At 40.0% G+C, this 13,374-nt stretch carries 8 protein-coding genes and 1 pseudogene; 4 read left to right on the top strand and 5 right to left on the bottom strand.

Features of this window, described 5'->3' with window-relative positions:
- Nucleotides 1–170 precede the first annotated feature (170 nt).
- The 4 genes from thrA to thrC all read left to right on the top strand — a co-directional run bounded on the left by thrA (nt 171) and on the right by thrC (nt 5,429).
- Entirely contained in the window at nt 171–2,624 is a 2,454-nt protein-coding gene (gene thrA, locus H9L23_RS24540) for a bifunctional aspartate kinase/homoserine dehydrogenase I (protein ID WP_187592759.1), read from the top strand.
- 4 nt (nt 2,625–2,628) lie between these two features.
- Nucleotides 2,629–3,081 carry a DinB family protein gene (locus tag H9L23_RS24535; RefSeq protein ID WP_187592758.1) on the top strand — a complete coding sequence of 151 codons (453 nt, stop codon included), beginning with the start codon at nt 2,629–2,631 and terminating at the stop codon, nt 3,079–3,081.
- Nucleotides 3,082–3,102: 21 nt separating this feature from the next.
- Nucleotides 3,103–4,035, top strand: a complete 933-nt coding sequence (locus H9L23_RS24530; RefSeq protein WP_187592757.1) for a homoserine kinase — start codon at nt 3,103–3,105, stop codon at nt 4,033–4,035.
- Nucleotides 4,036–4,121: 86 nt separating this feature from the next.
- Nucleotides 4,122–5,429: a threonine synthase gene (thrC, locus tag H9L23_RS24525; protein WP_187592756.1), complete on the top strand. Its 1,308-nt coding sequence runs from the start codon at nt 4,122–4,124 to the stop codon at nt 5,427–5,429.
- A gap of 538 nt (nt 5,430–5,967) precedes the next feature.
- On the opposite strand, the gene H9L23_RS24520 is transcribed toward thrC, so the two are convergent.
- From H9L23_RS24520 to metH, 5 genes and pseudogenes are all read right to left on the bottom strand, one after another.
- On the bottom strand, nt 5,968–7,392 hold the full coding sequence (locus H9L23_RS24520; RefSeq protein ID WP_187592755.1) for a sugar MFS transporter: 1,425 nt from the start codon (nt 7,390–7,392) through the stop codon (nt 5,968–5,970).
- A gap of 141 nt (nt 7,393–7,533) precedes the next feature.
- Entirely contained in the window at nt 7,534–7,947 is a 414-nt protein-coding gene (locus H9L23_RS24515; RefSeq protein ID WP_187592754.1) for a tail fiber domain-containing protein, read from the bottom strand.
- A gap of 78 nt (nt 7,948–8,025) precedes the next feature.
- Complete coding sequence (locus tag H9L23_RS24510) at nt 8,026–8,328, bottom strand: hypothetical protein (RefSeq protein ID WP_187592753.1); 303 nt, start codon at nt 8,326–8,328, stop codon at nt 8,026–8,028.
- Between the two features lie 174 nt (nt 8,329–8,502).
- Nucleotides 8,503–9,456 (bottom strand): methylenetetrahydrofolate reductase [NAD(P)H], encoded by a 954-nt coding sequence (gene metF, locus H9L23_RS24505; protein ID WP_108197393.1) that lies wholly within the window; start codon nt 9,454–9,456, stop codon nt 8,503–8,505.
- A gap of 159 nt (nt 9,457–9,615) precedes the next feature.
- A pseudogene (metH, locus tag H9L23_RS24500) lies at nt 9,616–13,313 on the bottom strand (methionine synthase).
- Nucleotides 13,314–13,374: the final 61 nt, after the last annotated feature.

Here is a 13,374-nt window from a genome sequence, read left to right as displayed (position 1 = left end):
AAACCAGCGGGGCTAATTTGTTGTAAGTTGAAAAAACATAAAACACAGAAAGCGTCCCGATGAAAATCGGGACGCTTTTTTTTTAACCCATGCTGAATGAAACCTGTACGAACGAGCATTTTAAACTACAGATTGGTACAGTAACAAACAGTTAAACCTAATATAAACTAATGAAAGTACTCAAATTCGGCGGCACATCCGTAGGTTCGGCCGAGAACATTAAAACCCTCTTACGCCTGGTTGGCGAAGAAAAACAGAAGAACAGCCCGGTAGTTGTATTATCGGCAATGAGTGGTGTAACTAATTTGCTTACCGACATGGCCGAAATGGCCGAACGTGGTGAAGATTACGATGCCCATTTAAAAGAAATTGAAGCTAAACATTTTGCTGTAATCCGTACGCTTTTACCTGCGGCTGCACAGAACCCGGTGTTTACGCGTTTAAAGATCTTTTTTAACGAACTGGAAGATCTGCTGCAGGCGGTAACCAATCTGCGTGAGCTTAGCTCACAAACCAAGGACCAGATTTTAAGCTATGGCGAACGCTGTTCTACTTTTATGATCAGCCATATTGCTTCGCAAACTTTTGGCGGCGCACTTTATGTAAACGGATCGGAACTGATTAAAACCGATAGCAACTTCGGTCAGGCGAAGGTTGACACGGAACTGACTGAAATGCTGATCAACAATTTTTACCAGGAAAATAAAGATAAGGTGCTTTTTGTAACTGGTTTTATTGCCAGCAATGCATCAGGCAGAGTGACTACATTAGGTCGCGGGGGTTCTGATTATACTGCAGCCGTTTGGGGCGCAGCCTTAAATGCGGAAGAAATAGAAATCTGGACCGATGTAAACGGCATGATGACAGCTGATCCACGCATTGTGAAAAAGGCTTTCTCGTTACCGGAGTTAAGTTATACTGAAGCCATGGAATTGAGTTATTTCGGGGCTAAAGTAATTTATCCGCCAACGATGATCCCTGCTTTTATGAAGAAAATCCCGATTGTGATCAAAAACACTTTCGAACCTGATTTTGGTGGAACATATATTAAAAGTGATGTAAAAGCTTCGACTTTACCAATAAAAGGAATTTCTTCTATCGATCAGATCAGCATCATTAATTTAACTGGTAGCGGCATGGTTGGGAAGGCAGGTTTTAGCGGAAGGTTGTTTTCACTGCTTTCGCGCGAGCAGATCAATGTGGTATTGATTACACAATCTTCATCAGAGCATAGCATTACTTTCGCAGTAAAACCAACAGATGCTTCACAGGCCATTTCTTTGATCAAAAAAGAATTTGAGCTGGAGCTGGATGCGAAAAAACTAGAACTGCCAGAAGTTGAAAATAATCTTGCCGTTTTAGCCATCGTGGGTGAAAATATGAAACGTACACCAGGGATGAGCGGACGTTTGTTCAATGCATTGGGCCGTAATGGTATTAACGTAAGGGCTATTGCACAGGGTTCATCTGAATATAATATTTCGGTAATCATTAGTAAAGATGATTTATCGAAAGCGGTTAACGCGGTACACGATGCTTTTTTTACCGACCTGAAAAGGACATTAAATATTTTCTGCTTAGGTACAGGAAACATCGGTAAAACCTTATTTAATCAATTAAAAGAGCAAATGCCTTTCCTGGCGGCCAATAACGATTTACAGGTTAAGGTTGCTGGCATTAGTAACACCCGTAAAATGATTTTCAGTGCAGATGGTTTATCGCTCGAAAATTGGGAAACCGAACTAGATGCAAATGGTGAAAAAGCAGATCTAGCAGGTTTTGTAGCCAAAATGAAAGCTTTAAACTTACCAAACTGTGTTTTTGTGGATAATACCGCTGCAGAATCGCCAATAGAATTTTATCAGGGCATATTCGAAAGCAGCATTTCTGTGGTAACCTGTAATAAAAAAGGAAACTCTGCAGGTTATGCGCAGTATAAATCATTTAAAGATACCGCCCGTAAATTTGGTGTCGATTTTTATTATGAAACCAATGTTGGTGCTGGTTTACCTATTATCCGCACGCTAAAAGAACTCATGATGAGCGGCGATAAGGTTGCCCGGATTGAGGCCATTTTATCAGGAACGATTTCTTACATCTTCAATAATTTTAAGGGTGAGGCTGGTTTTTACGAAACAGTGAAAGAAGCGCAGGAACTGGGTTATACGGAACCAGATCCTCGAGACGACTTAAATGGAAAAGATTTTATGCGTAAAATGTTGATTTTGGCGCGAGATGCGGGTTATCCTTTGGAAGCCAGTGATGTGAAAATCGACAATATTTTGCCAGAAGCCTGTTTAAATGCCACATCGGTAGAAGATTTCTATTCGGAACTACAAGCTAATGCGGCTTACTTCGAAAACCTGAAACAAACTGCAGGCAGTGAAGGAAAGGTTTTACGCTATATCGGTAAATTGGAAGATGGCAATGTAGAAATCAGCTTACAAATGGTAGATGATACTCATCCTTTTTATATGCTATCGGGAAGTGACAACATTATTTCTTTCACTACTGATCGTTATAAATCACGTCCATTGGTAGTAAAAGGCCCAGGAGCAGGCGCAGAAGTAACGGCTGCCGGTGTTTTTGCGGATATCATTAACGTTGGTACTTTAAATAACTAATACCATGAATCCGGTTTTAGCACATAAAAATGAAATCCTAAGCCTGGTTGATCAGGCAATGATTGATTTTGAAAATATCACAAAAAAAGCCTGGAACGATAAACTGCAACCCTCAAAATGGTCTAAAAAAGAATTATTGGGTCATTTGATCGATAGTGCTTCCAATAACATTCGCCGGTTAATTGTTGGCCAGTATGAGCAGGGTGTTAAAATCGTTTATCATCAGGATGAATGGGTGCTTTATCAAAATTATCAAGAAACTGATATCGCTGATGTTAAAATGCTTTGGAAATTGTTAAACCATCAGATTTGCCGGGTAATTGAAAACATTCCGGAAGAAAAGCTTCAGAATAACTGTGATACCGGAAAAGGAAAAACAGAACTGCATACACTTTCTTATTTTATTGAAGATTATGTTGTGCATTTAAAATATCATTTAAACCAAATAACCGCTTAACACGAGCTAAGCCAATTAATAATGAAAAATAGTATAAAAGTTTTCGCTCCGGCAACGGTTGCAAATGTAGTGTGCGGTTTCGACGTACTGGGCTTCGCCGTAAACGAACCGGGTGATGAAGTGGAAATGCGTTTTACAGACACACCAGGAGTAGTGATCAAAAGAATTACCGGCGATGACGGCCGTTTACCATTGGATGCTGCTAAAAATACGGTAAGTGCCAGTGTGCAACATTATTTAAAACACATCGATCGTTTAGATGTAGGCGTAGAAATTGAACTGTACAAAAAAATGCCCATTGGTAGCGGATTGGGCTCGAGCTCGGCCAGTACGGTTGCCGGTTTATTTGCCATTAACAAATTAATGGGCGATTTATTAACGACCAAAGAATTGGTACCTTTTGCCATGAAAGGTGAAGAACTGGCTTGTGGTTATGGCCATGCCGATAATGTTGCGCCTGCGTTATTGGGCGGATTTGTGTTGGTGAGAAGCTACGAGCCACTCGATGTAATTTCTTTACCTACGCCGGCTGGTATGTATGCAGCAATTGTTTACCCTGAAGTAGATGTACCAACTAAAGATGCGCGCCAGATGATACGCAGTAAGGTTGCTTTAAAAGATGCGGTTATCCAATGGGGAAATGTGGCAGGTTTAGTTAGTGGATTGTTTATGAATGATTTTGACCTGATTGGCCGCAGTATGAAAGATGTTTTGGTAGAACCAACACGTTCGATACTAATTCCTGGTTTTGAAGAAATGAGAAAACTGGCTATGGAAAATGGTGCAATCGGCTTCGGAATTTCAGGTTCTGGACCATCAGTTTTCGCACTAACTAAAGACGAAGAAACAGCCAGAAAAATAACCAAATCGCAACAGCAACACCTACATAAAATAAATATTAACAGCAAAGCTTTTGTTTCTCCGGTTAACGCGGAAGGGCCGAAAGTTATGTAACCATGGAAAATGTAAGATGGAAAATGGACTTTGTAAGTCGGGTTTCCCATCATCCATATAACATTTTCCATTATACCTCATTAAAAATGAAACTATACTCAACCAACAATAAAGATTTACGTGTTTCTTTTAAAGAAGCCGTTTTTAACAGTATGCCGCAGGATAAAGGCTTATATATGCCGGTAGAAATCCCGCAGCTTGATACAGATTTTATCGAAAATATTGAGAAGTATTCTCTACCTGAAATTGCTTACAAGGTAGCCTCGACATTATTAAAAGATGAGATTCCTGCTGAAGATTTAAAAGCCATAATTGAAGATGCCATTAATTTTGAAGCTCCAGCGGTTAAACTAGATGACAAAACCTTTGTGCTCGAATTGTTCCATGGTCCATCGTTGGCCTTTAAAGATTTTGGTGCGCGTTTTATGAGCCGTGTTATGGCTTATTTCTTAAAAGATGGTGAACAACTGCTAGATGTTTTAGTTGCGACTTCTGGTGATACCGGTGGCGCAGTGGCTTTGGGTTTCTTAGGCCTACCGAATACTCGTGTAACGATCCTTTATCCGGAAGGAAAAGTAAGTCCGATACAAGAACTGCAGTTAACCACCAATGGCGAAAACATCAGAGCCGTTGAGGTAAAAGGAACGTTTGATGATTGCCAGGCTTTGGTAAAGCAGGCTTTTGCGGATGATGAACTGAACGCAAAATTCCGGTTAACCTCAGCCAATTCGATTAACATTTCAAGGTTGATCCCGCAAACATTTTATTATTTCAATACTTATGCCCAACTGAAAAAGCAAGGCTTAAACGATGTAATATTTTCTGTACCAAGTGGAAACTTCGGCAATATTGGTGCTGGCCTGCTTGCTTACAAATTAGGGTTGCCAGTTAAACAGTTTATTGCCGCTACCAATGTAAACGACACCGTTCCACGCTTTTTAGAAAGTGGTGTTTACGAAACCAAACCATCAACACAAACTTATTCGAATGCGATGGATGTTGGTGCACCAAGTAATTGGGTTCGTATTATGGATCTTTTTGATCAGGATGTGGAAGCGGTTAAAAAAGTGGTTACTTCTTATCGCTTCACTGACGAAGAAACATTGCGAGGTATTAAAGAACTTGACAATAAACTAAATTATGTTGCCTGTCCGCATACAGCGATTGCGTATTTGGCAATTGAAAAATACAGAAGCGAAAATCCATCTGATGAAAGTGCGGCTGTTTTCTTATCTACTGCACATGCCTGCAAATTTCCTGATATTTTCCCGGCAGATCTTGCTGCTAAAATCGAAATTCCAGAACAGGTAAAAGCTTTGGAAAGTAAACCTAAACATGCAGATCAGTTGGGGACAGATTTTGAAGGATTTAAGGGTTATTTGCTTAAAGGGTAATAATTATATTAATCGTCATACCCAACCTGATTGGGAATCCTAATGCACATACATAAGTCATTAAGATTCCCACACAGGGCGTATCGTATAGACACAAATTTTAAAATCATTTTTAGTGCTCTCTGCCGCAAGGCATCAAACTTTTGAGGCATCAAAAGTATGCAAACCGAAGCGATAGCGTAGCTCATTTATACAATTAAAAACACTAAAACCTATAAATAAAATGCTTCGTCAATCCAGCAAGGAGCCTCTGCACAAGCTCATACACATCAAAAAACAGCGGCACTTTGTTTTGTGTTTGTTGTACTAACTGAAAGTTTTTGCAAACCTTGATACACAAAACACACTGCGTTTGAGGTTTGGTAGAGCTAGTTGTTCTATTGTACACCTGTTTTTTGATTTTCCTGGCTCTTGGGATTGACTGGCGTGCTTCGGCAAAGTACTATTGTTTTTTAAAGCAAGCTAGCATAGTGCCTTAAATAATGCTTAAAAAGATATGTCCACACGATAACCCTGCGCGGGAATGACGTATCTAAGATTAATGTCCTGATTTCATACTCGTCTGCTCGATACCTTTCAATCTTTTCGAACAATAAATACCAAAATACAAGATAAACAGGTAGCACACTAATGGAAGTATAAATGAGTGGTGTACACCAATTTTATCGGCAACAGCTCCCTGAATAAGCGGCATAATTGCCCCGCCCAAAATGGCCATTACCAATAGAGAAGATCCCTGACTGGTATAAGCACCCAGTTTAGCAATGGCGAGGGTATAAATATTCGAGAACATAATCGAATTAAAAATACCGATCCCTAAAACACTGTACATCGCTAATTCACCTTTATTTATCATTGCCGAAATCAATAACAATACATTTATAGCTGAGAAAATAGCCAGGGTTCTTGCAGGTGCGGATTTTCCAACTAAAAATCCTAAAAAGTTTAATGCAATAAATACCAGGAAGAAACTGATCTGTGCAAAAGTTAAGTCAACAATACCATAAATTAAGGCAAAAACCAATACAGCAGTGCCCAACATATAAATTATCTTTTTTGATTGGCTTAAAGTATGGCTAAGTGAAATTGAGCCTACAAAACGGCCAATCATTGCCCCTCCCCAATAAAGGGATAAGTAATTTTTACTCACCACCTCATCCAATCCGGTTATTTCCGGCAGCCTTAAAAAGCTAATGATAAAACTTCCAACAGCCACTTCGGCACCAACGTAACAGAACAAGGCTATAATTCCTCTGGTTAAGTGTGGAAATTTCAATACACCTAATCCTTTTACCTGTTCTTCCTCTTCGGGCTGAAAAGAAGGCAACTTTACATAAAAAATAAGCAAGCCTACCAACAGTAATATGGCTGCAAAAATTAAATAGGGAATACGTGTGGCTGATGCACTAAAACTCCCATCAGCTTCGGAAAAGAATTCAAAAATCAGGTGACCACCCAGAATTGGAGCTATGGTGGTTCCAAAAGCGTTAAAGGCCTGCGTTAAATTTAAGCGGCTGGAGGCGCTATCTTCAGGACCTAATAATGAAACATAGGCATTTGCCGTAATCTGAAGGACGGTAAAGCCTAAACCCAATACAAACAATGCTCCTAAAAACAATGGATAAACCGAATACGTTGCTGCTGGGAAAAATAAAGCACAGCCAATGGCGGCGAGCACGATTCCAAAAAGAATTCCTTTTTTATACCCGACTTTATTAATCGGATCACCTTTGGTATAAGAAATCAAAAAGTAAATCAGTGAACCTACAAAATAAGCACCGAAGAAACAAAATTGCACCAGCATCGATTCAAAAAAGCTCAATTTAAAAAGCTGCTTCAAATATGGAATCAAAATATCGTTCATGCAGGTGATAAACCCCCACATGAAAAATAAAAGGGTAATGGTAACTAAGGGAACGGCGTAATTTGATCGAGACTGGCTTTCGGCAATTTTGTTATTCATTTATATATTGATATTATTTAACGGGGTAAAGCTAGCCCAATAATTACACTGGCTGGCTTTAACCACAGATTAGTTACCTTTTTTTTACTTTCAGTAATTAATGTTGATCAAAAAAAATCCCGATTCTCATCGGGATTTTCATTATTTAGTATTCTGCGACTTTAATGTACTGATTTCGCGTTTCAGTTCTTCAATTTGTTGCTGCTGCTCTTTTATACTGGCTACCAACAGTGGCACCAAACTTTCATAATCCACTTTGGTAATCGTTGCACTTTTAAATGCATTTTTACCTGCCGGATAATCTTTGGACTGTACGGAAACAATTTCCGGAACAGCCGTTTTGGCATCGGCGCCTATGAAACCATATTGTGGCCGTGCTGATAATTTTAATTTTTCAGCCCAGGTTTTGTTATAGTTAAAACTTACCGGCTCGAGCTTAGTAACCCGACTTAAAGCATTTTCTACAGGTTTAATATTGTTTTGCACAACTTCTTGTGCACTGATTTTTAACGACGCAGCGGCTAACAGCACTGCGAATGAAATTGCTCGTTTCATATCTTCTTATTTGTAATTTTTAAAATAGACTATTTGCTTCACTTTTATGCGAAACAAGGAATAAACGGAAAGTATATGTTAAATAGAAGGAGGTGGCGTTAAAACTTCTGGGAAATAAGCCAATTTAAAAGAGTGATCAGGAATGATTACCTTCTTAGCAGTTTGTAGCGGGAAATAAATATCCGTATGAAGTAAGATCTGATTTATAGCATATTCGGTTTCTACTTTCTTTTCTTCCTTTTCGGTCGCATCATCATTAGTAGATAAAACCTCAATACGATCTGCAGAATAACTCAAATACGAAATCACATGACTCACCTTTAGAAAAAAAGTTAGCGCAATGCAGCTAATGAGGATGTATTTAAGGGTATAAAACTTCATTGATACAAATATAAGTTGTATGCCCTTAAAACAATAAATTTTAGGTTAAAGTTCTGTAAGAATTTGAAATAATGGATAGATGCTATCCGATAGTTTACGAAGGTAAGGACAGTTTTTTTGCAATTATGGCTTGCTTAGACCTCGCAGGTTTTAAAAACCTACGAAGTCTTTTTATTAAAAAATAGCTTTCGCAATTTTTTTAGTCTGCTCGGGGCGACCCATGGTATAAAAGTGCAATACCGGAGCGCCAAAATCGATCAGCTCTTTACATTGTTTGATCATGGCTTCTGTACCGATTTCTTTAGCCTCATTATTGTTTTTAGCGTGAGATAGCGCATCGGTCAATTCATCAGGCAAATCGATGTGAAAAATTTTAGGCAGCACATTTAACTGCGATAAGGTACTGATTGGCTTTAATCCCGGAATAATTGGAATGTTAATATCATTTTCCCTGCATTTTTTCACGAAATCGAAATACTTCTGGTTATCGAAAAACATCTGCGTTACGATGAACTCCGCACCTGCCTCGACCTTCTTTTTCAGGTATTTGAAATCGGTACTCATGTTAGGGGCTTCAAAATGTTTCTCCGGATAACCAGCAACACCGATACAAAAATCACTTTTAAAAGTTTCTACATCTTCATGCAGAAATTTACCTTCATTATGGTTTTTGATGTGCTCGATCAGGTCAGTTGCATAACAATGTCCGCCTGGAGTTGGAACAAAGTTCCCATCTGCTTTTCGGGCGTCACCTCGCAGGGCTAAAACGTTATCGATACCTAAAAACTGCAGATCGATCAATGCATTTTCGGTTTCCTCTTTGGTAAAACCACCGCAAATGAGATGCGGAACAGCATCAACTTTATATTTATGGATAATGGCTGCACATATAGCAATGGTACCGGGACGCTTGCGATAAGATACCTTTTGGAGCAAACCATTTGCCTGCTCTTTGTAAATGTAATCTTCGCGGAGCGAAGTTACATCGATAAAAGGTGGATTAAATTCCAATAACGGCTCTATCGCATCATAAATCCACTGTATACTTTGCCCTTTGATAGGCGGCAATAGTTCAAAAGAAAATAAGGTTTTACCCTTTGCGTTTTTTATATGGTCTGTAATCTTCATAACCTGGTTTGGTTGTCATGCTGAATGCTAATGAAGCATCTCAAACATAATGGCAGTTCCTATATTTGATGACTGCTAACATCAAAATTATGTGTTTTTCACTTAGAGATCCCTTCGCTGCATCCGATAGCTATCGGATCAGGATAACAAAGCGATGGGTTAATAAGCTAAATTCGGACTTAACCATCTTTCCACTTCTTCAACCGGCATATTCTTTCTGATGGCGTAATCTTCAATCTGGTCTTTGGTTATTTTTCCTAATCCGAAATACCTCGAATCGGGGTGTGCAAAATAAAACCCACTTACCGCTGCTGTTGGATACATGGCATAACTTTCGGTTAAGTGAAGTCCAATTTTATTCTCCGCATCAAGCAATTGGAACAAGGTACCTTTTTCAGTGTGTTCCGGACAAGCAGGATAACCAGGTGCCGGACGGATACCCGCATATTCTTCCTTAATCAATTCCTGGTTGCTCAGGTTTTCATCCTGTGCATAACCCCAATATTCTTTACGTACGCGCTCGTGCAGGCGCTCTGCAAAAGCTTCAGCCAACCGATCGGCCAATGCTTTTGCCATGATACTATTGTAATCATCGTAATTGGATTCGAACTCATTTACCAGTTCATCTATCCCGATACCAGCAGTTACCGCAAAACCACCAAAATAATCCTGAATACCACTTTCTTTTGGTGCAATAAAATCAGATAAAGCATAATAAGGCTGCCCATCTACTTTTTCTGCCTGCTGGCGGAGGGTGTGAATTTTGATTAGTTTGGAGTTTGAAGTTTGGAGTTTGGAGTCTCCCAACTCAGCACTCTCAACTCTCAACTCGATATCGTCTCCTACTGCATTTGCCGGCCAGAAACCAATTACCGCTCTTGCGGTTAATAATTTCTCATCGAGGATCCGTTTTAACAAAGTCTGTGCATCATCAAAAAGTTTCTTTGCCTCGTCGCCTACATTTTTATCATCGAAAATTTTAGGATAACTGCCACGAAGTTCCCAAGTATGGAAAAAGGGTGTCCAATCGATATAAGGAACCAGTTCCTCTAAAGGATAATTATCGAAAACCCTTGTACCCGTAAATTCCGGAACGGGCAGATTAGGCTGAAAATCGATCTTAAATTTATTTTCACGTGCTTCTTCAAGTGTTTTAAAACGTTTATCAGAGCGTTTGTTTAAATGTGCTTCGCGTGCTTTATCGTATTCGGCCCTGATACCTGCAATATAATCGTCTCTCGTATCAGGATTCATTAAGGTGCTGCAAACCGTAACACTTCTTGAAGCATCTAACACGTGGATAGCAGGTCCAGAGTAATTTGGTGCTACTTTTACTGCAGCGTGGATTCTGGAAGTAGTTGCACCACCAATGATCAATGGAATGGTAAAACCTTCGCGTTCCATTTCTTTGGCAAAGTGAACCATTTCATCCAGCGATGGTGTAATCAATCCACTTAAACCAATAATATCGGCATTAATTTCTTTGGCTTTTTTAATGATTTCCTGTGCAGGAACCATTACCCCCATATCAACAATTTCGAAGTTATTACAGGCCAAAACCACACCCACAATATTTTTTCCAATATCATGCACATCGCCTTTAACCGTAGCCATTAATACCCTTCCTGCTGATGAATTCTGATCCTGATCGGGATTATCCAGTTTTTCCTGCTCTATAAATGGCAACAAATAAGCTACAGCTTTTTTCATTACCCTTGCCGATTTAACCACCTGAGGCAAAAACATTTTTCCCGCACCAAAAAGATCACCGACAATGTTCATTCCGTCCATTAATGGTCCTTCAATTACCTGAATCGGGCGGGCGTATTTTTGTCTTGCTTCTTCCACATCATCATCCAGGTACTCCACAATTCCTTTTACCAGTGAATGCGACAACCTTTCTTCAACAGTACCTTTTCTCCACTCTTCGTCTTTAACAACCTCTTTGCCTTTAGACTTTACGGTATCGGCATATTCTACCAAACGTTCTGTTGCATCATCTCTACGATTTAAGAGTACATCTTCTACCCTTTCCAGTAGCTCAGGTGGAATTTCCTGATAAACCTCCAACATCCCCGCGTTAACGATACCCATATCTAAACCGGCCTGGATGGCATGATAAAGAAATGCAGAGTGCATCGCTTCGCGGACAGTATTATTGCCCCTGAAAGAGAACGAAATATTCGAAACCCCACCACTCACTTTAGCATGAGGCAGGTTTTCTTTGATCCAACGGGTGGCATTGATGAAATCGACGGCATAATTATTATGCTCCTCTAATCCGGTTGCAACGGTTAAGATATTAGGGTCGAAAATAATATCCTCTGGGGGAAACCGATTTCATGTACCAGTATATCGTAACTTCTTTTACAGATTTCTTTCCTACGTTCGTAATTATCGGCCTGACCTTGTTCATCAAAAGCCATTACCACAACCGCAGCACCGTATTGCATAATTTTACGGGCACTTTCTCGGAATTTATCCTCGCCCTCTTTTAAGGAAATGGAGTTTACAATTCCTTTCCCCTGTAAACATTTTAAGCCATTTTCGATAACCGACCATTTAGATGAATCGACCATGATAGGCAATTTGGCAATATCGGGTTCTGAAGCAATCAGGTTTAAGAATTTGGTCATTGCCGCTTCCGAATCCAGCATCCCCTCATCCATGTTTACATCGATTACCTGCGCACCGCCCTCAACCTGTTGCAGAGCAACGGCCAATGCGGCTTCATAATCGCCTCCTAAAATCAGTTTGGAGAATTTTGGAGAACCAGTAATATTGGTTCTTTCGCCAATGTTTACAAAAATGCTATCCGGGGTGATGGTTACCGGCTCCAAGCCGCTTAAACGCATGTAAGGTTCGAGCACCGGAATTTTGCGCGGCTCAGCTTTTCTGGCATTTTTGGCAATGCAGCCAATATGTTCCGGTGTAGTACCGCAACAACCACCTACAATATTTACAAAACCAGAGGCAATAAAATCATCTACCAGATGTGCAGTTTCGTGCGGCTGCTCATCGTAAGCACCAAACTCATTCGGTAAACCTGCATTAGGATAGGCTGAAACGTAACAACCTGCTTTTGCCGCTAACTCCTCGATGTGCGGACGCATTTCTTTTGCCCCCAATGCACAGTTAAAACCTATACTTAATGGTTTAGCATGCATTACAGAATTCAAAAAAGCTTCTGCCGTTTGACCGGAAAGCGTTCTGCCAGAGGCATCGGTAATGGTTCCTGAAATCATGATTTCCAGTTTACGGCCTATTACCTCTTCATATTTTTTAATGGCCACAATGGCCACTTTAGCATTTAAAGTATCGAAAATGGTTTCGATCAATAAAACATCCGAACCACCATCTACCAGGCCGCGAACCTGCTCGTAATAAGCTTCTTCTAACTCATCAAAATAAACGGCCCTAAAACCGGGATCGTTTACATTTGGCGACATAGAAAGGGTACGGTTGGTTGGACCAATGGCGCCTGCAACAAAACACTTGCGGTCTGGATTTGCAGCCATAAACTCAGTTGCAGCCTCTTTTGCTACGCGTGCCCCTTCGAAACTCATTTCGTAAGAAAGGTCTTCCATCTGGTAATCGGCCATGGAAATACGCTGTGTACTGAAAGTATTGGTTTCAATAATATCGGCACCAGCCGCCATATACTCCAGGTGTATCGTTTTTATAATATCCGGACGTGTAATGTTGAGCAAATCATTATTGCCTTTTACATCACAGGGATGGTCCTTAAATCGCTCTCCCCTAAAATCTTCTTCGGTTAAAGTATATCGCTGAATCATGGTACCCATTGCACCATCAATCACCAAAATACGTTTCTCTAATTCTTCTCTTATACTCATTCTTGTCGTTAGATATGAGAATTGAGATATGTGATATGAGAATTATTAAGCACAACCTATG

Source organism: Pedobacter roseus (assembly GCF_014395225.1).
Taxonomy (GTDB): Bacteria; Bacteroidota; Bacteroidia; order Sphingobacteriales; family Sphingobacteriaceae; genus Pedobacter; species Pedobacter roseus.
This window is presented reverse-complemented; position numbering and strand designations above follow the sequence as displayed.